Raw genomic sequence first — 20,974 nt, 5'->3', positions numbered from 1 at the left:
CTGACGGTCGCACTGTCGAGGCCGTGTTCTTCGACCAGAACGCCGAGCTCGACGAGCTCGCGTGGTCCGAATTGTTCCGCCGACGCCTTGTATCCCAGCTTGATGTCCAAAGTCTCTGTCTCTCAGTTCATTCGAGCGAGTGCTACGCCTGTCGAATCATGCCTGTCGCATCATTCGGTGCGTGTTTCGCTGCGGTCCGCGCTCCACAGCGTGTGGTATTTGCCCGGCGCGTCGATGCGTTCGTAGGTGTGGGCGCCGAAGAAGTCACGCTGGGCCTGGGTGAGGGCGGCGGGCAGACGTCGCGCGCGCAGGGCGTCGTAGTAGGACAGCGAGGAAGCGAAGGCCGGCACCGGGATTCCCAGCAGGGTCGCGGTGGAGACCACGCGGCGCCAGCTGTCGACGGCCTGCTCGATGGCCTCACGGAAGTAGGGGGCCAGGATCAGGCTGGGCAGGTCCGGATTCTCCTCGTAGGCGTCTTTGATGCGGTTGAGGAAGCGGGCCCGGATGATGCAGCCCCCGCGCCAGATGGTGGCCAGGTCACCGGGGCGCAGGTTCCAGTCGTATTCGGTGCTGCCCGCCGCGATCTGGTCGAAGCCCTGAGCGTAGGCGACGATCTTGGAGGCATACAGCGCCCTGCGGATATCCTCCGTGAATTGCGCTGCGTCGGTGGGCTTTTCGGCGAGCGTTCCGGAGGCCAGGTCGCGCGCCGCCCGGCGTTGCGCGCGCGAGCCGGACAGTGCGCGGGCGAAGACGGCCTCGGCGATGCCGGTGACGGGCACGCCGAGATCGAGCGCGGACTTGACCGTCCAGCGGCCGGTGCCCTTCTGCTCGGCGGCGTCGACGATCACATCGACGAGCGGCTTGCCGGTCTTTGCGTCGGTCTGCTCGAGCACCTGCGCGGTGATCTCCACCAGGTAGGACTCCAGGTCGCCGGAGTTCCATTCGGTGAACACCTCGGCGATCTGCCCGGCGTCGAAGCCGAGGGCGTCGCGCAGCAGGTGGTAGGCCTCACCGATGAGTTGCATATCGGCGTACTCGATGCCGTTGTGCACCATCTTCACGAAGTGACCCGAGCCGTCGGGGCCGATGTGGGTGCAGCAGGGGACGCCGTCGACCTTCGCCGAAATCGACTCCAGCAACGGGCCCAGCGACTCGTAGGACTCCTTCGGCCCGCCCGGCATGATGGCCGGCCCGTTGAGCGCGCCCTCCTCACCGCCGGAGATGCCCGCGCCCACGAAGTTCAGTCCACGCGCCTTCATGGCCGCCTCGCGGCGGATGGTGTCGGTGTAGAGGGCGTTGCCGCCGTCGATGATGATGTCGCCGGGCTCCATGACGGCGGCCAGTTCCTCGATCACCGCATCGGTGGCCTCGCCCGCCTTGACCATGATCAGCACTCGCCGCGGCTTCTCCAACGCGCCGACGAATTCCTCGATGGTCTCGGTGCGGACGAACTCGCCCTCGTCCCCGTGCGCGTCGAGCAGCGCATCGGTCTTGGCGACGCTGCGATTGTGCAGGGCCACGGTGTAGCCGTTGCGGGCGAAGTTACGGGCGATGTTGCTGCCCATGACCGCAAGGCCGGTCACACCGATCTGAGCGAGTGCAGAAGAGGAAGTCATATTTCAAATCATTTCATCAGTAGTAGCGGTGGGACGGTCGGCCCCACCCGCCGCACGGACACGTCGGTAGCGCATCATCAGGGCGTTCGTGGAACTGTCCCAGGCCGGCGCTCGATCGGATTGCAGATCGTCGTGGATACCGGTCGCGAGCTTCTTGCCGAGCTCGACACCCCACTGGTCGAAGGAGTTCACTCCCCAGATCCAGCCCTGCACGAACACTTTGTGCTCGTACAACGCGATCAACTGCCCCAGAGTGTAAGGACTCAGGCGCGGCAGCAGGATGGTGTTACTCGGCCTACCGCCCGGGAACCACCGATGCGGGGGCCGCTCGCCCACGCTGTCGAGGTCGCCGAAAGCCAGAGCCCGGGTCTGGGCGAACAGGTTCGCCATCAGCAGATCGTGGTGCGCCCGATAGGGGTGCGCGGGTTCGAGCACACCGATGAAGTCACTCGGCACTGGCGTCGTTCCCTGATGCAACATCTGGAAGAACGCGTGCTGCCCGTTCGTGCCCGGCGCGCCCCACAGAATCGGCGCGGTATCGACACCGACCGGACGACCGTGCCGGTCGACGGACTTCCCGTTGCTCTCCATATCGAGCTGCTGCAGATACGCCGGCAGCAACGCGAGCCGCTGATCGTACGGCAGCACCGCGAAACCCTGTGCGCCGCAAAAGTTTCGATACCAAATACCGAGCAGGCCCAGCAGCACCGGCAGGTTCTCCTCGAACGCAGCCGTGCGGAAATGCCGATCCATGCTGTGGGCTCCGGCGAGGAAGTCGCGGAACCGTTCGGGGCCGATGGCGATCATCAGTGACAGCCCGATCGCCGACGGCAGCGAATACCGCCCACCGACCCAGTCCCAGAACTCGAACATGTTCGCCGGGTCGATCCCGAAGGCTGCCACCTGTTCGGCGTTGGTCGACACCGCGACGAAATGCCGGCCCACCGCCTCATTGCCCAGCCGATCCGCCAGCCACCCGCGGGCAGTACGGGCGTTGGTCAACGTCTCGACCGTGGTGAACGTCTTCGACGCGACGACGAACAACGTCGTCTCCGGGTCCAGGTCTCCCAGGACCCGGTCGATATCGTGACCGTCGACATTCGACACGAATCGCGCCTCGATCCCGTCCTGCGCGAATTCGCGCAGAGCGTGCCAGGCCATCGCCGGCCCCAGATCCGAGCCGCCGATACCGATGTTCACCACCGTCCGAACGCGACGGCCGGTCGCGCCACGCCACCGTCCCGACCGAACCGCAACGGCCAGATCACTCATCCGATCCAGCACCTCGTGCACCGAACCGACGACATCGACACCGTCGAGCACAACGGATTCGCTTGCGGGAGCGCGCAACACGGTGTGGAGCACGGCGCGATCCTCGGTCGTATTGATCCGCGCGCCGGCGAACATCGCCTCGATCCCCGCGGCCAGGCCACGCTCGCGGGCCAAACGCATCAACAGGCCCATGATGCGATCGGTGACCAGGTTCTTCGAATAATCGAGCACCACACCGTCGTATTCGACCGACAACTCGGTTCCCCGCCGAGGATCGCGATCGAACAGCTCCCTCAGCGACGTTGCGGCCAGTTCCGCACGGTGGCTTGCCAATTCACGCCACACCGGCAAGGCCGACGGGCTCACCGGCACCCCCTCGTCAGCCGAGCGCTTCGGTGTGCGGTTCATGGGATACCTCGGAATTCGTCGTGCACGAAATCGCGCATTCTGCGCTCGGAATCATGCACCCGCATGCGCGAACAAGTCAACACCGTGCTCGACTACGATGCAGAAACCGCACGACGCATCGCCGATGCACCGACCAGAAGTTCCGGGAGGCACCGTTGCTCGCGAGCACCCGACGGCGCGAAATCATGCATCGGCTGGTCACCGACGGCTATGTCGAGGCCAAGACGCTCGCCGACGAACTCGGCGTCGACGCGTCGACGATCCGCCGCGACCTCGACGCGCTCGAACGAGCCGGTCAGGCACAACGCACCCACGGCGGCGCCCGCCCGGCTCCCGGAGCCACCGCGAAGCTGCCCTACGCCATGAAAGAAGGCGAACACCTGGAGCAGAAGGCCGCGATCGGCATCGCGGCCGCGGCGCGCGTGCGCGACGGCCAGACCGTCATCCTCGACAGCGGTTCCACGACCTACGAAATCGCGCGAGCCCTGCGCAATCACACTTTGACGGTGATCACCAACGATCTGCGCATCGCCAAATACATGGCCGAAACGCCGGGTGTGCGCCTGCTCGTCACCGGCGGCGAGCTGCTGGGTTCGGTCTTCACCCTCGTCGGCGAGCGCGCGATAGCGTTCCTGTCCGACTACACCGCCGACTGGGCTTTCCTCGGCGCCGACGCGGTCGATCTCGAAGCCGGCATCACCAATATGAACACCCTCGAAGTACCGCTCAAGCGCGCCATGATCGCCGCCGCCGCACAAGCTCTCGTCGTCGCCGACAGTTCGAAATTCGGCAGGCGCGCGCTGGCCAAAGTCGCCGGATTCGACGAAATCGGCGGCGCCATCACCGATTCCGATCTGGACCCCGCCGTCTCGCGCCGGTTCGGCGAGCTGGTCATCCGCGCCGAAGCGGTTACCTCTCCTTCGCTTCATTGAGCGGCGTGGCACTTTTCGTTCGTGATGCGTAGCGCAGCAACATATTTCAGGCCATTGACCTGGACGGCCATCGACTGAACGGGCATCTGCACCATTCGCAGCGTAGGTGGCACCATTCCTCGGCCCGCCCCCTCTCGGCTGCTTCTTTCGACGGAAGTCAACCACTTCTCTGGGCACGAAACTCGCGCGCCAAATACGTAGATGCGCATATCAACGTATACAGATAGAGGCTGCGGGACCTACACCAGCCAGGACGGTTGAATCCACTGTTCGGGAAGAAGTACGACCGGTGACGGTAACTGGACAGGGCACCGACTCGAAGCCGTCGTTCCTGATCGGTTCACGCGCGAGTGCACCCGTCGCGACGTCCACAAGACGTGCGGCGGGTGCTGCTCACTGGGCAAGCATCCCGGCCATGCGCGCCACAACTTCTTCGGCGGTGAACGGATAAACGAGACCTGTCGGCCGCAGCGCACCTCGGCTCGCGGGCAAGCGGATGCTGTGGCTGGGCCTGGCCGGCGTAGCAGACGACGACGCGGTCGTCGACCTCATGCCGGATGCGCTCAGCACCCAACTCGACGATGGCATCGCCTACTACTGCCGCCTCACGCAGTCGACGGTTGGCCTGCTGCCCGGTGCGGAGGAAAAACGGCAGCGCCTCGACGCCGCAGGCAATCTGCTGCTCGACGAAGCCCTCACCGGCGCGGTGCGCGAAGCTCATTACGCGGGCTTGGAAGACCGGGCGCTGGGATTCGTGGACGATTCCTCGCCGCCGACCAGGTCCCGGCCTGACCAAAGGCGAAGCCGCACCCTCCCACTCGCCGGTCGTTACACCGATCCAGCGGGACGAGGTGCCGACAGCGCCGCTACCGGCTCGATCAGCCGGCGAACTCGGCCTATCCGCTGAGGCGGCGCGTCCCTTCGTCGGTAACGTCGACAAATTCGGCGTAGCCGCGGGTGTCGATGTGGCGTCCGTCGATGTCGACCTGAGCGCGGTATCCGGCGATGTATCCGAGGCCGACGCCGAAATGTCCAGGGGTGTCGTATGTTCCGACGACTGTGACCCGATCGCGTACACCCAGCCGGAAGCGGCGAGGCATGAGCATTTCATGCCTGCCGACGCTGTCGACCGTCGGTATGTCCTGATACTCGAGGACTTCGTAGAAGGTGCGATCGGTGGCGACTTCGTTGACGCGCCAGTCACCGTCGCCGGATAGGGTTCGGAACTGGACCAGATCGCCGACGCGGTCGCCGAGCATGCCCACTCGGCAGAACAACAGCTGAGCGTCGGCGGACAGTTCCACGACGTGATAGGTGAAGAAGTCGACCGGCGCCTTGTAACGCCACGGGAGCAGGCGATCGCGTAGAGCATAGGGACCCACGCAGCGCGCGTATTCGATGTTTCCCGCACCCGAAACGTCTACGCGGGCATCGGATGTCCGGATCCAGCCGGTGTATCGCCCGAGCAAGCTCAGGTGATCGTAGGGTCGTCCCCGCACGAACCAGGTTGCCCGCTCGGCGAGTGCGAACCGCAGGCGTGCGGTCATGCCGGGAATGTCGATGGCCACGAACAACTCCGGATAGCGTCCGCCGATGGTCAACTCGGCACCGAAACGCAGATCGTCCCCCGCAGAGCCGAAGGCGCAGTCATCGCGCAGAGACACCGTGCCGTAGTACGCCGCCGCCGCGGTGGAGATCGACACGGTCGCGGTGTCTCGTGGCGTCGTCGTCACGACATCGTCGACGTCGAACGCCCGCTGCCCCGACATTCCCGCCATCACCATGACACTCAGATACTGATGCGGCGCAGCAAGATTGGGGATCATCACGCCATAGTGCGTCCACCCGTAGAAGCGATCTCCGGGCAGTGGAGACAGTGGATAGGAGCTGTCGAACCCCCGCCTCGACGATTCGGCGCCGCGCTCGGCGAAACCGAGGACGATACGACGAGTCGCAGCGAGAACGAGCCGGGTTCCCACTTCTCGCAGCCGCCGCACACGGAACCATCGCATGTCGAACCTCACCTCCATGATCCGGGCCTCTCGTCCGCCCCTGAGACGAACCCTAGATCAAAGTGGTTTGAAAATCGAACCGCATCAGGTGAATTTTTCCGAAGCTCCAGCTTCTATCCGCTCAGGACGGTTCGAAAATCAGGGCAGACGATCCAGATCGTCGACGGGGCCGCGCTGAAAACTCTGCACGCCCAGGTGTGTGGCCCAGCTGCTCGACCACGCCTTGAGCGGGGCGAGCGCATACAGCAGTTCGATCCCGATCGGGGTCAGCCGATACTTCCCATCGGCCACGGTTTCGGCAACGCCGACCGACACCAGCTCGCGCAACCGGGTCGACAGCACACTGGAGGAGATGCCCGCAAGGCTGCGCCGCAGCTCTCGAAATCCGACCGGATCTCCGCGCAACTCCCACAGCACCGTGATCGCCCAACGGCGCCCCAGCAGGTCGAAGGCCGCCATCAATGGCTGGCCAGAGCTCGATCCCCGTACCGGCACACCCGGCCTGGGGGGCGTTGCTTCACTCACCGACCCACCCTACAGCGGTTCGAAATCCCGACCGATCGGACGGCTGATCGGCCAGGTGCATTCGGTGAGGGAGGACAGCCCGGGGCACGCCCTCCGGTCTTCACAAGCCCCCATCGAGGCGCGTCCGGTCGCGGTCCCCTCAGACGCCGGCGACGTGGACGAGTTGACCGACCAGGGCCGTGACCGCCATGGCGAGGCTGCCGCCGATGACGACGCGCAGCGCGGGGCGCAGAATGCCTGTCCCGGCGACCCGGGCACCGAGAACGCCCGCGACGGCCAGTCCCAGCACGGTCACCAGCACGATGAGCGCCAGCCGGGTGCCGCTGGACGGGGCGATCAAACCGAGTAGCGGGAGCAAACCACCGAGGAAGAAGCTTGCGGCCGAGGCCATCGCGGCTTGTGCCGGGCGGGCGGCGGTGATTTCGTTGTGCCCGAGCTCATCTCGCAGGTGGGCGGTGAGCGGGTCGTTGTCGTGCAGTGCGGCGGCGACCTGCGCGGCAAGTTCGGCGGGCAGTCCGCGGTCACGGTAGATGCCCGCCAGCTCGGTCAGTTCGGCTTCCGGATCGATGGCCAGTTCGTGTTCCTCTTTGGCCCGGTCGCCGCGTTCGACGTCGACTTGCGAACTGACCGAAACGTATTCGCCCGCAGCCATGGCCATCGACCCGGCCGCCAAGCCGGCCAGCCCCGCAGTGAGAACCGCGCCCGCGGAAGCGCCGCTGGCCGCCACGCCGACCATCAGGCTCGCGTTCGAGACCAGCCCGTCGTTGGCGCCCAGAACCGCGGCGCGCAACCAGCCCGCGTGCTCGCCGCGATGCCGTTCGGAATGCGGGCCGACCATCTGTAACGGAGTCATGATGCGAGTCCTTCGGGTTGCCGGGTCGATTCGGACGACCTCATTGCTGCGATCGTTCCTGTCCGCCTGGCCCCGCCGACAGAGCACAACGACACCGAAGAGATCACCCGAGACCGTGACCGGCGACACCCGCAGCGCACTCGCCCCGGACCGAGTCAGCGGCTGCGGGCCGGCCGGCGAACGTCGAAGATCGGGTTCCCGGGCAACAGATTCGCTACGGGTGACCGTGGCCGCCGCCGTGGGGAACATGCCCTCGTTCTCGGCCTCACCACCATGTCCCGGCGCCGGTGCTCGGACTCGCGTCGGCGGATCACCGGTCTCACGACAGCATGGCCGCCAGTTCGGCATGCAGATCCAGCAGATCCGGAATGTGCTCTGCGGGCCGGCGGCCGAATCCGCATTCGGTGGCGATACCGAAGCCGTCGACGATTTCCCGGGCGCCGGCGATACGACGCAGGGCCCCGTCGCGGCCGTCGGTGGCGTGCACCAGTCCGAGGTACAGCCGGGTCTGCGGCGGCAGGTCCAGCCCGGCCAGCGGTGCGAAGTACTCGCGGTCGGCGCGCGAGCGCGGAACCGGCATATGCACCCAGTCGACCCGGCGCGGCAGCGCCGCCAGCACACCGGACAGCACCGCCACCATACGACCGGTGTCGGCGGGCTCGGCGAAGTGACGATGCCCGAAATCGCCGTAGCACAAGTGATATCCGAGTTCGACGTTTCCGGGCACGGCCGCGCCGAGGCGCACGAGCCGGGCGACGATCTCACTCAGCCGAGTGTCGTCGTCGGCGCCGAACCAGGACGGGAACACCCCCTCGAAGATGGCGAACTCGACCGGGCAATCCCACTGCACCGCAAGATCGGTGTGCGGGATCTCCGCGGCGATGCGGCCGAGTTCGGCGAGCAGAGCCGCCTCGTAGCGCTGTTCGAGAATGTCCTGCGGATCGCCGACGAAGGCGCCCACCACCGAGATCGGGGTGGGCAGGCAGACCTGGAACCGCACACCGGCATCGATGTCGCCGCGTTCGCGCAGCTTGCGGAACACGCTCCACGACTCGAGCGCTGCCTGCGCGTAACCCAGCTCACCGAAATCGATCGATGCGGGATCCACGCCCGGTTTGGGCCGCACCCGCTCACTGGGCCCGTATTCCGGGCTCGGCGGCGGCACCGTCTCCAGATCCGGATGCGCGCCCATGCGCGGCAACTGCCAGACCGTGAAGTTGTCCCGCTCGCCGGTCTCACCGTCGGGTATGCGGCTGAGCCACGGTCCGAGCCGGCGCGCGGCCGTATCGAATACGGCCTCCGCATTCGGCAGCGGCACACTTCCACACAGATGAACATCGCCTCGGGTCACCGCGAACTCCTCGTATTCCGGCCGCTGGGTCCGGGCGCGGAATTCGTGGACGCAGCGGCGGCTCGATCGACGCGACGAGAGTAGATCCAGCCGCCGTCCCCGCGATTCCCACACGCGAAAATGCGCTGCGTATCAGCGGTTGCCGAGCGGGTTCTGAGTAACCGTGCCTTGGTCGTAGAAGGCCATGACAAGCCGCTGTGGTCGAGGGAGACCGCGATGACGGGAACCGGTGAACGATCCCGCAGCTGTCGGCACAGATCCACGCCCGATAGGTCGAGCCCACTCGGTGGCAGACCGCTGCCACGCCCTTCACCCGCCTCGAAGGCCGTGCGCTGTATCGTCCGACTGGCGTGACACCACGACGTGGAGGAGCACCATGACAGGGGCGAAGGGCACCATCGGAGGCGGCCCCGCGTTCGAGGTGGAACCGGGGCAGCCGCCGAGCCACCGCGATACCGTGCGCTGGAGTGTCGTGATCGGCGCGCTGGGGGTGGTGTTCGGCGATATCGGGACGAGCCCGATCTACACCCTGCAAACCGTATTCGACCCGGGCGACCCCCATCCCGTACCGGTGAACAGCGACAACGTGTTCGGCGTGGTGTCGTTGGTGTTCTGGTCGGTGATGATCATCGTCACCGTCACCTACGTCCTGCTCGCCATGCGCGCCGACAACGACGGCGAGGGTGGCATCATGGCACTCATCACGCTGCTTCGCCGGTGGAGTTCACCGCGCGGGCGGAAAACGGCGATCGGCCTGGCCGCGCTCGGAATCTTCGGCGCCTCATTGTTTTTCGGTGACAGCATGATCACGCCGGCGATCTCGGTACTGTCGTCCGTCGAGGGCATCAAGGTCGTCGAGCCGGCCTTGAAAGACCTTGTCATCCCGGTGACGGTCGTGATCATCGTGGCGCTGTTCGTGGTGCAACGCCGCGGCACCGCCACGGTCGGACGGATGTTCGGCCCCATCATGGTGCTGTGGTTCCTCACCATCGGCACCTGCGGCATCGGCGGCATCGCGCACAATCCCCGCATCCTGCAGGCGCTGTCGCCCACGTACGCGCTGGGCTTTCTGGCCGGACACTTCGGTACCGCGTTCTTCGCGCTCGCCGCGATCGTGCTCGCGGTGACCGGCGCCGAGGCGCTCTACGCGGACATGGGACATTTCGGCCGCCGCTCCATCACCCGCGCTTGGCTGATCCTCGTCTTTCCCGCCTGCACACTCAGCTACCTGGGGCAGGGCGCACTCATCCTCGACGACGCCCGCAACATCAGCAGCCCCTTCTTCCTGTTGGCACCGGGCTGGGCACGACTGCCACTGGTGCTGCTGGCCACCGCCGCCACGGTCATCGCCTCACAAGCGGTGATCACCGGCGCGTATTCCGTTGCCTCCCAGGCCGCGCAACTGGGCTACCTGCCGCGGCTGCGCATCGCCCACACCTCCGAATCCACGATCGGCCAGATCTACGTCCCGTGGATCAACTGGTTGCTGATGGTCTCGGTACTCACCCTGGTCTTCGCCTTCCGCAGTTCGACCGCGCTGGCCTTCGCCTTCGGCATGGCCGTGACCGGAACCATCACCATCACCACCCTGCTGTTCTTCTACGTCGCACGAAGCCGTTGGCATATCCCCCGCTGGATCCTCGCCGCGGGGGCACTCCCGCTGCTGACCGTCGATCTGCTGTTCGTCGCCGCCAATCTCACCAAGTTCGCGCACGGCGCCTGGCTGCCGCTGCTGATCGGCCTGACCGCATTCACGGTCATGACGACCTGGCAACGTGGCCGCCAGATCGTGACCGCCGAACGAATCCGGCGAGAGGGATCGCTGCGGAAATTCGTCGACGAACTCGCCGAAGGCACACCCGCCACGACGCGAGTCCCCGGCACCGCGATCTTCCTCAACCGCGGCAAGGAAACAGCTCCACTGGCCTTGCGCGCCAACGTCGAACACAACCACGTGCGCCACCACCACATCGTGATCCTGTCGATCCACACCGAACCCGTCCCCCGCATCCCCGACAACGAACGCATCGCCACCGACCCGCTGGGACCCCCCGACGACGGCATCACCCACGTCACCGCCCGCTACGGCTACATGGAAACCCCCGACGTTCCGCACGCGCTCGCACTCGTCGACCGACGAGACACCGAGGGCCCGCTCGACCTCGACCGCGCCTCCTATTTCCTGTCCACCATCGAACTCCGCCGCGGCACCGCCGCCACCATGGCCTCGTGGCGCAAGCGCCTGTTCATCGCCACCTCCTACATCACCGCCGACGCCGCCGACTACTTCGGCCTGCCACGCGACCGCACCATCATCATGGGCTCACAGATCGAGGTGTAAGCCACGAGATCCGGCACCGGACCCGCTAAGGATCCGTATGGATTGCCGGCCGGATCTTGCGGCGGGCGCGGAGGCGGCGGCATGGTGCGCGGTACCCGGCGTTCAGATAGCTGTCGGCGTCGCGTAGTCGCGGCCGGGACGCGGTCGGTGCAGAATTCGGATCACATCATCGGTGTCGGCCTGCCAGGCGGGAGTGGGACATGAACGAAGACCTTTCGGCCGGCTCCACGTCGACGGGCGGCACGCTGCATCTGTCGCAGTTGGTGAAGGCTCCGGTGATCGCGAAATCCGGCGAGACGATCGGCCGGGTCGAAGACCTGATAGTTCGCCTCCCCGGTGGCGACGCCTACCCTCCGGTGACCGGAGCTGTGGTCGGGATGGGGGGTCGCAAGGTCTTCGTCTCGTCCGGCAGAATCCGTGACTTCACCGCGGACCGGATCCTGTTGGCGGTCAACAAGGTCGACCTGCGTGGTTTCGAACGCCGCGAGGGCGAGGTGTTGTTACGGGCCGACATCCTCGGTCATCGGCTGATCGACGTCTCGGCGGCGGAACTGGTGCGCGCCTACGATGTCGAACTCGACGACACCGGCTCCGGCTGGGTTCTGGCCCGCCTCGACACCCGCCGCCCCGCCCGGTTGTTCGGGCTGGTCAAAACCGGCGCCGGACATGCGTCCCGGGATTGGAAGGCGTTCGAACCGTTGATCGGTCATCCCGGTTCGATCACCGTGCGCCGTCTCAGTGGCCGGGTAGGCGCGTTGAAACCGGCGCAGATCGCCGACCTGCTCGAAGACGCCACCAAAAACGAGCAGGGCGAAATTCTCGACCGCGTGCACGACAACCCGGAGCTGGAAGCCGACGTCTTCGAAGAACTGGATCCCGACGAAGCCAGCCGGCTGCTGAAGGACATGCCCGACTCCGAGGTCGCCGCGCTGCTGGGCCGCATGCGCGCCGATGATGCCGCCGACGCCGTCACCGACCTACGTCAATCCCGGCGACGGCGGGTCCTGGACCTGATGCCCGCCGGGCAGCGCACCAAGGTGATCACCCTGATGGGGTTCAACCCCGACAGCGCCGGCGGCCTGATGACCGTCGACTTCGCCACCTGCGAATCGAATACGACTGCGGCACAAGCACTCTCGATCATCGCCACCGCGCACGGCCTGCAATCCGAGGCGCTGTTGAAAATCCATGTCCTCGACGAGGGACGGCTGGTGGGAGTGGTATCGGTGATCACCCTGTTGCAGAGCGAACCCGGCCGCGCCGTGTCGGAGGTGATGGATGCCGACCCGGTCCGGGTCACCGCGGACGCCGACCTGACCGATATCGCGTTGCTGATGGCCGACTACAACCTCTACGCGCTCCCGGTGATCGACGACACCGACCGCGTCCTCGGGGTGGTCACCGTCGACGACGTCCTGGAGGCCACGATCCCCGACGATTGGCGGCGCCGAGAACCCGCGCCCCGCCCGATCCGCGACACCGGCACGGTCGCCGACGCCGCCGACCACGACCTACCGCTATGACCGACGCGCACGAAACCGACTCCGCCCCAGCGCAACCCACGCCGACGCCTCGCCCGGCACCGCCCGCGAGCACCCCGCGGGCGCAACCACGCTCAGCGGTCCTGGACTCGGCGCACCTCGGCGATATCGAGGGCGCTCTCGGTCGCATCCGGCTCAGCGACAGCGACCACCCCCGCACCCTCCGCACACGCGCACTGACACTGCTGGCCATCGTCGGCCCCGGGCTGATCGTGATGGTCGGCGACAACGACGCCGGCGGCGTGGCCACCTACGCACAAGCCGGCCAGAACTACGGCTACAGCCTGCTCTGGGTGCTGTTGCTGCTGATACCGGTACTGATCGTGAATCAGGAAATGGTCGTCCGCCTCGGCGCGGTCACCGGCGTCGGGCACGCCCGGCTGATCAACGAACGCTTCGGCCGCGGCTGGGGCTGGTTCTCCGTCGGAGACCTGTTCATCCTCAACTTCCTGACCATCATCACCGAATTCATCGGTGTCACCCTCGCCGCGGACTACATCGGCATCTCCAAATACATCGTCGTCCCGACCGCCGCGGTCGCACTCGTGACGATCATGGCCAGCGGCAGCTTCCGGCGCTGGGAACGCGCGATGTTCGTCTTCATCGCCATCACCTTGCTGCAGATCCCCATGCTGCTGCTCTCACATCCCGAATGGGGTCGCGCGGCAACCGATTTCGTCGTCCCGGGCGTACGCGGCGGCGTCACCTCCGATGCGGTGCTGCTGATCATCGCCATCGTCGGCACCACCGTCGCGCCCTGGCAGTTGTTCTTCCAGCAATCCAACATCGTCGACAAACGCATCACCCCACGCTTCATCGGCTACGAACGCGCCGACACCACACTCGGCGCCTTCGTCGTCGTCATCGGCGCGGCGGCACTCATGATGACCGCCGACTACGCCGCCCGCACCACCGCAACCACCGGGCAGTTCACCGACGCCGGAGAAATCGCCCACCTACTCGGCGACATCGACCGGGCCCTCGGGGCGATCTTCGCGATCGTGCTCCTCGACGCCTCCATCATCGGCGCCGCCGCCGTCACCCTCGCCACCAGCTACGCCTTCGGCGACGTCTTCGGCATCAAACACTCCCTGCACCGGGGCTTCCGCGACGCCAAGCAGTTCTACCTGTCCTATATCGCCATGGTCACCCTCGCCGCGGCGATCGTCCTCATCCCGGGAGCTCCCCTCGGACTGATCACCACCGCGGTCCAAGCCCTCGCCGGTCTGCTGCTTCCCAGCGCCAGCGTCTTCCTGCTCCTGCTGTGCAACGACCCCCAAGTCCTCGGCCCCTGGGTCAACCGCACCTGGCTCAACGTCGTCGCCGGAATCATCGTCGCGGTCCTGCTCCTGCTTTCCGGAATCCTGATGGCCACCACCCTCTTCCCCGGCATCGACGTCGTGGCCACCGCCGGATGGCTCACCGGCGCGCTGGCCGTCCTCGCGATCCTCGCCACAGCGGGGCTCAGGTGGATGCAGCGCCGCACGCCGGCGCCCGTCCCGGCAGCGGTCGCCGACCGCGCCGACCGAGATCACTGGCGGATGCCACCACTGACCCTGCTCGAACCCGTCACCTGGTCCGCGGGTACGAAACTCGGCATGCTCGCACTGCGCGCCTACCTGATCGTCGGCGCGATCCTGCTGGTGATCAAAGCCATCCAACTCGGCCGCGGCTGACATCGCCGCACGAGATGCCACCCGGAGGTTCGATGTGCATCGACGCGGCCACCATCGGCCCACGGGGTGCCCGGACCTGGAATCACGAGCGCCTGTGGACACCATGCCGGGGACGCCGGGCGACTCGTCCGCGCTGAATCGTCCAGCCGATCGCCGCGAGCATCGCGACCACGATCACCATGACCACCCCGGTCCCGATCCACACCTGCATCGTGCTGTACACCGGAACATGCTCCGGCGCCGACGCGACCACACCCCACCCCGTCTCGAACCCACCCGCGAGATACCGAGCCACCCTGATCACCGGCCTTCCGCGCTTCGACAGCACACGCCAACCGATCCGCGACCGCCGCTCGCGCGGCCACCTTCACCACCATCCAAGCAATCATCGTCATCGACAGCCGTAAGGAACGCGCAAAGGTCTCCGCCCCCACCCGGGGCTTTCCGTCAACGGACCGGCACGACCTACGCCAGCCGAGCCGAAATCACGTGCTGGATGCGTGGGGTGTTCTCGGGGGCCGGTGTGCACGACAGTTCATCCGACTCCGTGCTCGCATCCAACGTCACGGTGCAGCGCCAGCCGCCGAACTCGGGGCGCAGGTCGACCGCCTGGACATGCACGCACTCCGGGGCATCGTCCATCCGGCCGCTCACATCGGCGGTCTCCAGCCGGATATCCCATCCACTCGCCTTCTCGACGCTCGTGACGACTGGGATGCGGGCGAATACGCGCCGGTGATAAATCACCCATTCCAACAGATATCCCAAGAGGCTCTCCGGGTCGTGACACATATGCGTCCACTCGATCACTTCGGACGGGCAAGGCCTCGGCCCGACCACGAAGCAGTCCACCAGTGCGTCGACCGTCTCGACCAGACAGCGCTCGCACGTGGCTGCCCACGCCTGCGAGTCCGATCTCGGCCTCGCGCATCGAAGACGTGTGTCCCGCTGGTTTCATGGTCATCACCTCCGACCGGCGATAGCTGGTTCACGGGATCGGCCGTGCGGCGGACGCGACCATCTCGGAAGACGGAAACCTCTCTCAGCCGATACTCCATGAATACTCCGCGGACGCACCGGAGCAGACGGACCCGAATGCGGTAGCCATCGGTGTGCCGGAGAGAAGTGTGCCGGAGAGAAGAAGAAGGTTCCTGGCGTTCCGTCGACCCGCGCCCCTACGGGAACGACGCCATCGCGGATGAAAATCAGCAGGTCACTTCGATGGTGAACGGAAAGGCATCGAGATGCCTCGCTGGAGCGATTTCCTCGAGCGGGCCATAGACACGGCAACCGACGGAGGGCCCGGTAGCACTCGCTGCCGCGGTCGGCGGACGGCGGGACCTCCGGCCCTGTCGGGAGTCCGGGGCCGTGGCCGATGCTGGCAGATATGTCGCACTCCCACGATCCGGAATTCACCCCGACCGCGGAGACGACCCTGGATCTCGACGATGTCACCTTTCGCCGGCTCGGCCCCGGCGATGCGAGCGCTGTTCGCGACCTCCACGCGGCGCTCGACGAACACGACAGCTACTACCGATTCTTCGGGCCGCGGCCGAAACATCTGGACCATCTGGCCGCGGCGACAGCGAGCAACGATCCGGGTCACGGCGCGGTGGGCGCGTTTCTCGGACCTCGGCTCATCGGTGTCGCCAACTACATCGTCTCCCCCGGCACACACTGCGCCGAGGTGGCCATGGTCGTTGCGCATGAAGATCAGCAATCGGGCATCGGCACCGCCCTGCTCACGCGCCTCGCCGACGACGGCCGCCGCTGCGGTATCGACAGATTCGTCGCCGACGTCATGGCGACGAATTCCACCATGATGCAGCTGCTGAAGGACATCGACATCCCGATGTCGGCAGACTATGACAACGAAATCGTGCACGTCGTTCTTCAACTCTGAGGTGCGACACCGCATCGCCCGTGCGGCCGAGTGACCAAGGCCATGACCATTCGGGGTAGTGCTCCCCTGGCGATGAACCGACCGCGGGCGTGCACTGATCACCATGGCACACACGCTGTACGAGAATCACTGCACTCTGACCCGCGGCGAGCTGGCCGCCGAATTGCGCCACATCGCCGATCGGCTCGACGCCGGAACCGATCTGACCTACGGGCTCGGCAACTCGGAAATCACCGTCCCGGTCCCGCGACAGGTGCATCGCGAGCTGGAGATCGACAGCGCCGTCGACGGCGATCTCACCCTCGATTTCGCCTTCCACTGGGCGCCGACACGCAGGAAGTGAGGCCGGCCCATGAGTACTGCCACGATCACCGTGATCATCGTCGCCGTCGTCGTACTCGTCGCGATCGTCGCGGCGCTGTCGATCCGGGTGGTGAACCAGTATCAGCGCGGCGTGCTGTTCCGGCTCGGCCGGCTCATCGCCGTGCGCGAACCGGGTCTGCGGTTCATCATTCCGGTGGTCGACCGGCTGCGCCTGGTCTCCATGCGCATCGTGACACTGCCGATCCAGTCGCAGGGCATCATCACCCGCGACAACGTCAGTGTCGACATCTCGGCTGTCGCCTACTTCCGGGTGATCGACGCCGCGAAATCGGTGATCGTCATCGAGAACGTCGCCGCGGCGATCGATCAGATCGCACAGACCACCCTGCGCAAGGTGGTGGGTCAGCACACCCTCGACCAAGCGCTCGCCGAGACCGACGTGATCAATGCCGACATCCGCCAGATCCTCGACGCGACGACGGTGGAGTGGGGCGTCGAGGTCACCCTGGTCGAACTGAAAGACATCCAACTTCCCGACGGCATGCAGCGGGCGATGGCCCGCCAGGCCGAAGCCGAGCGCGAAAAGCGCGCGAAAATCATTGCCGCCGAGGGCGAATCGCTGGCCGCCGCCTCACTGGGCGAGGCTTCCGACACCATGGTCGCGCACCCGCTGGCACTGCAGCTGCGCAACTTGCAAACCCTGATCGAACTGGGCGTCGACAAGAACACCACCGTCGTGTTCCCGGCACCGCTGATGAGTGCGATCGGCGACATCAGCAGCTTCTTCGCCCGCGAAGCCGGTGCGGCCGAAGCACTTCACCCACTCACCCACCACGGCCGGCTCAACGGCGCGACGAGCGAGCGCACACGCGCCGGCACCACGGGCGCCGAACAGGACCGATAACGCGGCGAGGACTTCCGTCACTCGGGGGTGAAGACTCGCTGCCCTAGGAGTGCGCGGCCTGCCACGCTGAGATCGAGGGATAGGAACAGGTACCCACCACACAGCCGAGGAGTGATCATGAACCTGCTTCCCGCCCACCGCCCCGGATCGCTGCTACCCGACTTCACCGATTGGTGGAATGCGTTCACTCCCGGCTTGGCGCCGATGTTCGGCAGTCATCTCCTGCGGGTGGAGGAGTCCGTCGACGACGGCCACTATGTGGTGCGTACCGAGATTCCCGGCATCGACCCGGCGAAGGACGTCGAAGTGTCCGTGCATGGCGGGTTGCTCACCATCAAGGCCGAGCGCAGCGAATCCCACGAGGAGAAGGGACGCTCGGAGTTCAGCTACGGCTCCTTCGAACGCACCGTCTCGCTTCCCGAGGGAGCACAGGACGAGGGCATCGACGCGACATATGCCAAGGGCATCCTCACGGTCACCGTTCCGATGGGCGAGCCGAAGGAGAAGGTCACGAAGGTCGACGTGAAGTCCGGCGACTGACCGGACACCGGCCACCGACTCCCGGAAGGGACATCGACTCATGACCGAGGAAACGCGCGGGGCGCGATCACCTGCTCCGATCGTAGTGGCGACCGATGGGTCCGCCGTGTCGCAGCAGGCCGTCGCGTGGGCCGCAGCCGACGCGTCACTGCACGGATGTCCGCTGCACGTGCTCGCCTCCGTGGCGTTTCAAGGGGCGTACGGGCCGGTGCCGTATGTGACGGCGGAGGCCGTCGAGCAGATGCAGGACGACGGTGAGCGCGTCGCCGACGAGGCGGTGCGCATCGCCCGAGCGGCGGTCGCACCCGATGCGCTGACGATCGGCCGGGAGGTGACCTTCGATCCGATCATCCCCTGCCTGATCATGCGATCGCGGACCGCGCGGACTCTCGTGGTGGGCAGCCGGGGGCGCGGTGCCTTTCACCGGGCTTTCCTCGGTTCGGTGAGTTCGGCGATGGTTCACTACGCCCACTGTCCCGTGGCTGTGGTGCGGACGTCGGCGAGCCTCGACCCGATCTCCGCCCGCCGGCCCGTTCTGGTCGGTACGGACGGCAGTGACAACAGCGTGCCGGCGGTGGCGATCGCGTTCGAAGAGGCCGAGCTGCGCGGTGTCGGGGTCACCGCGCTGCGGTGCTGGAACGACTCGACCGGTGGCGAACTGTCCACCGGTGCGTGGGAACAGGCACGGGAGAAGGAATTCGCTCTGTTGACGGAAAGCCTTGCCGCACATCGGGATCGCCATCCCGAGGTCGCGGTGCACAGCATCGCCGTCCCCGAAAAGCCCGCCCGCGCCCTGCTCGCCGAGGCCGAGCACGCACAGCTGGTGGTCGTCGGCAGTCACGGTCGCGGCGGATTCGCCGGAATGCTGCTCGGCTCCACCAGCCGGGCGGTGGTGCAGTCGGCCGAATGCCCGGTCATCGTCGCGCGCCCGAGGGCCTAGACGGTCGAACTCCTCCGGGCATCACGCGCTGCGCTCCGGAACCGCGGTGCCTCCGCCGTACGCACCGCGCACGACGACGGCCGCGTCGTTGCTCGTCGTGTCGGTGCTCGCGTCCGGATACCGCAGCACCTGATCCGGTCTGCTGCCCGAGCGATACACCGTGACACCCTTGTTTCCCGCCCGCCAGGCGCGCGTGAAGACTGCTTCGACATCGGCGACGGACGAGTCGGGCGCCATGTTGACGGTCTTGGCGACCGCCGCGTCGGTGTGGCGCTGCACCGCGGTCTGCATCCGCACATGCCAGATCGGCGCGATCTGCTGCGCCGTACGGAACAGGCGACGGAGATCGGCGGGAAGGTTCGCGCCCGCGATACCCGTCGCGGCGACCTCGGCCGCCACCGCCTCCGACCACACTCCGCGTTCGATGGCGGCCTGCTCGAAAAGCGGTTCCACACAATCGAATTGCCGGCCGATGAGATGGCGTGTGTATGCCAGGGCGAACAGCGGCTCGATCCCCGCGCTCACCCCGGCGATGAGGGATATGGTTCCGGTCGGCGCGATGGACGTGACCTGAGCGTTGCGCACCGGCGGCGCGTTCTGCCGGGCCGGGATGCTCCGTGCGAACAGCGGGAACGCCCTACGCTCGGCGGCGAGTTCCCGGGACGCGGTCCGCGCCCACCGCGCGATCCGCGACATCAAGCGATCGGTGAAACCCACCGCTTCCACACTGTCGTACGGAAGGCCCAGTGCGGCAAGGGTTTCCGCCAGCCCCATGATGCCGAGGCCGATTTTTCGGGTGGCGCGTGCGGCGGCCCCGAGTTCGGGCACGGGATACTCCGCGACGTCGATGACATCGTCGAGAAAGCGCACACCCTCGCGCACGACGCGTGCGAGGCGTTGCTCGTCGATGTGGTCGCCGTCGAGGAGCCGGGGCAGGCAGATCGATCCGAGATTGCAGGATTCGTACGGTAGGAGCGGGACCTCGCCGCACGGGTTGGTGGCCTCCAGCGGCCCCAGGTCGGGGAGCGGATCGGCCCGGGCGACGGCATCCAGGAACAGGACACCCGGCTCTCCGGTGCGCCAGGCCTGTTCGGCGATGTCGGCCAGCAGACCCCGCGCGGACACCTCCTGGACGGTCGCGCCGGTGTGGGGGTCGATCAGGCGGTGACCGCGGTCCTCGGCGGCCGCGCGCATGAACTCGTCGGTCACCGCCACCGACAGGTTGAAGGTCGAGAGCACGGTCGTGTCGGTCTTCGCGTGCACGAACTCCCGGATATCCGGGTGCCGGACGTGCAGCACCGCCATATTGGCGGCCCGGCGCCGCCCGCCCAGACGGATCACCCGGGCCGCCGCATCGAACAGCTCGATGAACGAGACCGGACCGCTCGCCGACCCTCCGGTCGATATGCGCGAGCCGCGGGGGCGCAGATGCGAGAACGCGAATCCCGTTCCGGCGCCCTCGCGATGCAGGAGTGCGGCGGTGCGCAGCGTGGTGAAGATGGAATCGAGCGAATCGTCCAGTGGCAGAACGAAGCAGCCGGAGAGCACACCGTCACCGGTGCCGGCATTCATCAAGGTCGGCGAATTCGGAAGAAACTCGCGGCTGCGCAACAGCGCCGCGAACCGCCGCGCCCAGTATTCGCTGCTGCCGGCCCGGTAGGCGTCCTCCGCACCGGCGACGAACCGGGCGACCCGATCCATCATCCGGCCCGGCGACTCGCAGATCCTGCCCTCGGCATCGCGCCGCAGGTACCGTTCGGCGACCGTCGCCAGGGCCGCCGGTGACAATCCGAGATCGTCGACGACGCCGGTATCTTCAGGCATGGCGCACTGCTG

At 66.7% G+C, this 20,974-nt stretch carries 19 protein-coding genes and 1 pseudogene; 10 read left to right on the top strand and 10 right to left on the bottom strand.

Features of this window, described 5'->3' with window-relative positions; translation table 11 throughout:
• The 3 genes and pseudogenes from A5780_RS42330 to pgi form a co-directional block, all read right to left on the bottom strand.
• Window positions 1-110 (bottom strand): annotated as a pseudogene (locus A5780_RS42330) (glucose-6-phosphate dehydrogenase (coenzyme-F420)); the annotation flags it as partial.
• Window positions 111-170: 60 nt separating this feature from the next.
• Complete coding sequence (gene gndA / locus A5780_RS34485) at window positions 171-1,616, bottom strand: NADP-dependent phosphogluconate dehydrogenase (RefSeq protein WP_064911145.1); 1,446 nt, start codon at window positions 1,614-1,616, stop codon at window positions 171-173.
• A gap of 3 nt (window positions 1,617-1,619) precedes the next feature.
• Window positions 1,620-3,296 (bottom strand): glucose-6-phosphate isomerase, encoded by a 1,677-nt coding sequence (gene pgi, locus A5780_RS34480; RefSeq protein WP_064911144.1) that lies wholly within the window; start codon window positions 3,294-3,296, stop codon window positions 1,620-1,622.
• Window positions 3,297-3,451: 155 nt separating this feature from the next.
• On the opposite strand from pgi, the gene A5780_RS34475 reads away from it, so the two are divergent.
• Both A5780_RS34475 and A5780_RS34470 read left to right on the top strand, forming a co-directional pair.
• On the top strand, window positions 3,452-4,228 hold the full coding sequence (locus A5780_RS34475; protein ID WP_064911143.1) for a DeoR/GlpR family DNA-binding transcription regulator: 777 nt from the start codon (window positions 3,452-3,454) through the stop codon (window positions 4,226-4,228).
• Window positions 4,229-4,724: 496 nt separating this feature from the next.
• Window positions 4,725-5,135 carry a hypothetical protein gene (locus A5780_RS34470; protein WP_064911142.1) on the top strand — a complete coding sequence of 137 codons (411 nt, stop codon included), beginning with the start codon at window positions 4,725-4,727 and terminating at the stop codon, window positions 5,133-5,135.
• Here the strand turns inward: A5780_RS34470 and A5780_RS34465 are convergent.
• From A5780_RS34465 to A5780_RS34450, 4 genes are all read right to left on the bottom strand, one after another.
• A complete protein-coding gene (locus A5780_RS34465; RefSeq protein ID WP_156769745.1) occupies window positions 5,125-6,240 on the bottom strand; it encodes a DUF6670 family protein in 1,116 nt (371 codons plus the stop codon). The genes A5780_RS34470 and A5780_RS34465 overlap by 11 nt on opposite strands.
• A gap of 138 nt (window positions 6,241-6,378) precedes the next feature.
• Window positions 6,379-6,765, bottom strand: a complete 387-nt coding sequence (locus A5780_RS34460) for a helix-turn-helix domain-containing protein (protein ID WP_063017977.1) — start codon at window positions 6,763-6,765, stop codon at window positions 6,379-6,381.
• Between the two features lie 139 nt (window positions 6,766-6,904).
• The gene (locus tag A5780_RS34455; RefSeq protein ID WP_063017979.1) at window positions 6,905-7,618 is read right to left on the bottom strand and encodes a VIT1/CCC1 transporter family protein; all 714 of its coding nucleotides are present in this window, start codon (window positions 7,616-7,618) and stop codon (window positions 6,905-6,907) included.
• A gap of 319 nt (window positions 7,619-7,937) precedes the next feature.
• On the bottom strand, window positions 7,938-8,969 hold the full coding sequence (locus tag A5780_RS34450; RefSeq protein WP_063018008.1) for a hypothetical protein: 1,032 nt from the start codon (window positions 8,967-8,969) through the stop codon (window positions 7,938-7,940).
• A gap of 376 nt (window positions 8,970-9,345) precedes the next feature.
• Between A5780_RS34450 and A5780_RS34445 the strand changes: the two genes are divergently transcribed.
• The 3 genes from A5780_RS34445 (at window position 9,346) to A5780_RS34435 (ending at window position 14,527) form a co-directional block, all read left to right on the top strand.
• Window positions 9,346-11,310: a potassium transporter Kup gene (locus tag A5780_RS34445; RefSeq protein WP_082976895.1), complete on the top strand. Its 1,965-nt coding sequence runs from the start codon at window positions 9,346-9,348 to the stop codon at window positions 11,308-11,310.
• Window positions 11,311-11,510: 200 nt separating this feature from the next.
• A complete protein-coding gene (locus A5780_RS34440; protein ID WP_063017981.1) occupies window positions 11,511-12,833 on the top strand; it encodes a magnesium transporter MgtE N-terminal domain-containing protein in 1,323 nt (440 codons plus the stop codon).
• Complete coding sequence (locus A5780_RS34435) at window positions 12,830-14,527, top strand: NRAMP family divalent metal transporter (protein WP_082976894.1); 1,698 nt, start codon at window positions 12,830-12,832, stop codon at window positions 14,525-14,527. Before A5780_RS34440 ends, A5780_RS34435 begins: the two co-directional genes overlap by 4 nt.
• Before the next feature lie 82 nt (window positions 14,528-14,609).
• On the opposite strand, the gene A5780_RS34430 is transcribed toward A5780_RS34435, so the two are convergent.
• Both A5780_RS34430 and A5780_RS34425 read right to left on the bottom strand, forming a co-directional pair.
• Window positions 14,610-14,831, bottom strand: a complete 222-nt coding sequence (locus A5780_RS34430; RefSeq protein ID WP_063017982.1) for a hypothetical protein — start codon at window positions 14,829-14,831, stop codon at window positions 14,610-14,612.
• Window positions 14,832-14,992: 161 nt separating this feature from the next.
• Window positions 14,993-15,295 (bottom strand): hypothetical protein, encoded by a 303-nt coding sequence (locus tag A5780_RS34425; protein WP_156769744.1) that lies wholly within the window; start codon window positions 15,293-15,295, stop codon window positions 14,993-14,995.
• A 619-nt stretch (window positions 15,296-15,914) separates the two neighbouring features.
• Between A5780_RS34425 and A5780_RS34420 the strand changes: the two genes are divergently transcribed.
• The 5 genes from A5780_RS34420 to A5780_RS34400 all read left to right on the top strand — a co-directional run bounded on the left by A5780_RS34420 (window position 15,915) and on the right by A5780_RS34400 (window position 19,138).
• Entirely contained in the window at window positions 15,915-16,430 is a 516-nt protein-coding gene (locus tag A5780_RS34420) for a GNAT family N-acetyltransferase (RefSeq protein ID WP_064911139.1), read from the top strand.
• A 103-nt stretch (window positions 16,431-16,533) separates the two neighbouring features.
• Window positions 16,534-16,773, top strand: coding sequence for an amphi-Trp domain-containing protein (locus A5780_RS34415; protein ID WP_064911138.1), 240 nt, complete (start codon window positions 16,534-16,536; stop codon window positions 16,771-16,773).
• A gap of 9 nt (window positions 16,774-16,782) precedes the next feature.
• On the top strand, window positions 16,783-17,658 hold the full coding sequence (locus tag A5780_RS34410; RefSeq protein WP_082976892.1) for a slipin family protein: 876 nt from the start codon (window positions 16,783-16,785) through the stop codon (window positions 17,656-17,658).
• A 117-nt stretch (window positions 17,659-17,775) separates the two neighbouring features.
• The gene (locus tag A5780_RS34405) at window positions 17,776-18,198 is read left to right on the top strand and encodes an Hsp20/alpha crystallin family protein (protein WP_063018014.1); all 423 of its coding nucleotides are present in this window, start codon (window positions 17,776-17,778) and stop codon (window positions 18,196-18,198) included.
• Between the two features lie 40 nt (window positions 18,199-18,238).
• Window positions 18,239-19,138 carry a universal stress protein gene (locus tag A5780_RS34400; protein ID WP_064911137.1) on the top strand — a complete coding sequence of 300 codons (900 nt, stop codon included), beginning with the start codon at window positions 18,239-18,241 and terminating at the stop codon, window positions 19,136-19,138.
• A 21-nt stretch (window positions 19,139-19,159) separates the two neighbouring features.
• On the opposite strand, the gene A5780_RS34395 is transcribed toward A5780_RS34400, so the two are convergent.
• Window positions 19,160-20,962: an adenosylcobalamin-dependent ribonucleoside-diphosphate reductase gene (locus A5780_RS34395; protein ID WP_064911136.1), complete on the bottom strand. Its 1,803-nt coding sequence runs from the start codon at window positions 20,960-20,962 to the stop codon at window positions 19,160-19,162.
• Window positions 20,963-20,974 lie beyond the last annotated feature (12 nt).

The organism is Nocardia sp. 852002-20019_SCH5090214 (genome assembly GCF_001665865.1).
Lineage (GTDB): Bacteria > Actinomycetota > Actinomycetes > Mycobacteriales > Mycobacteriaceae > Nocardia > Nocardia nova.
The sequence above is the reverse complement of the archived record's forward strand: the minus strand, read 5'-3'. Positions and strand labels throughout refer to the sequence as shown.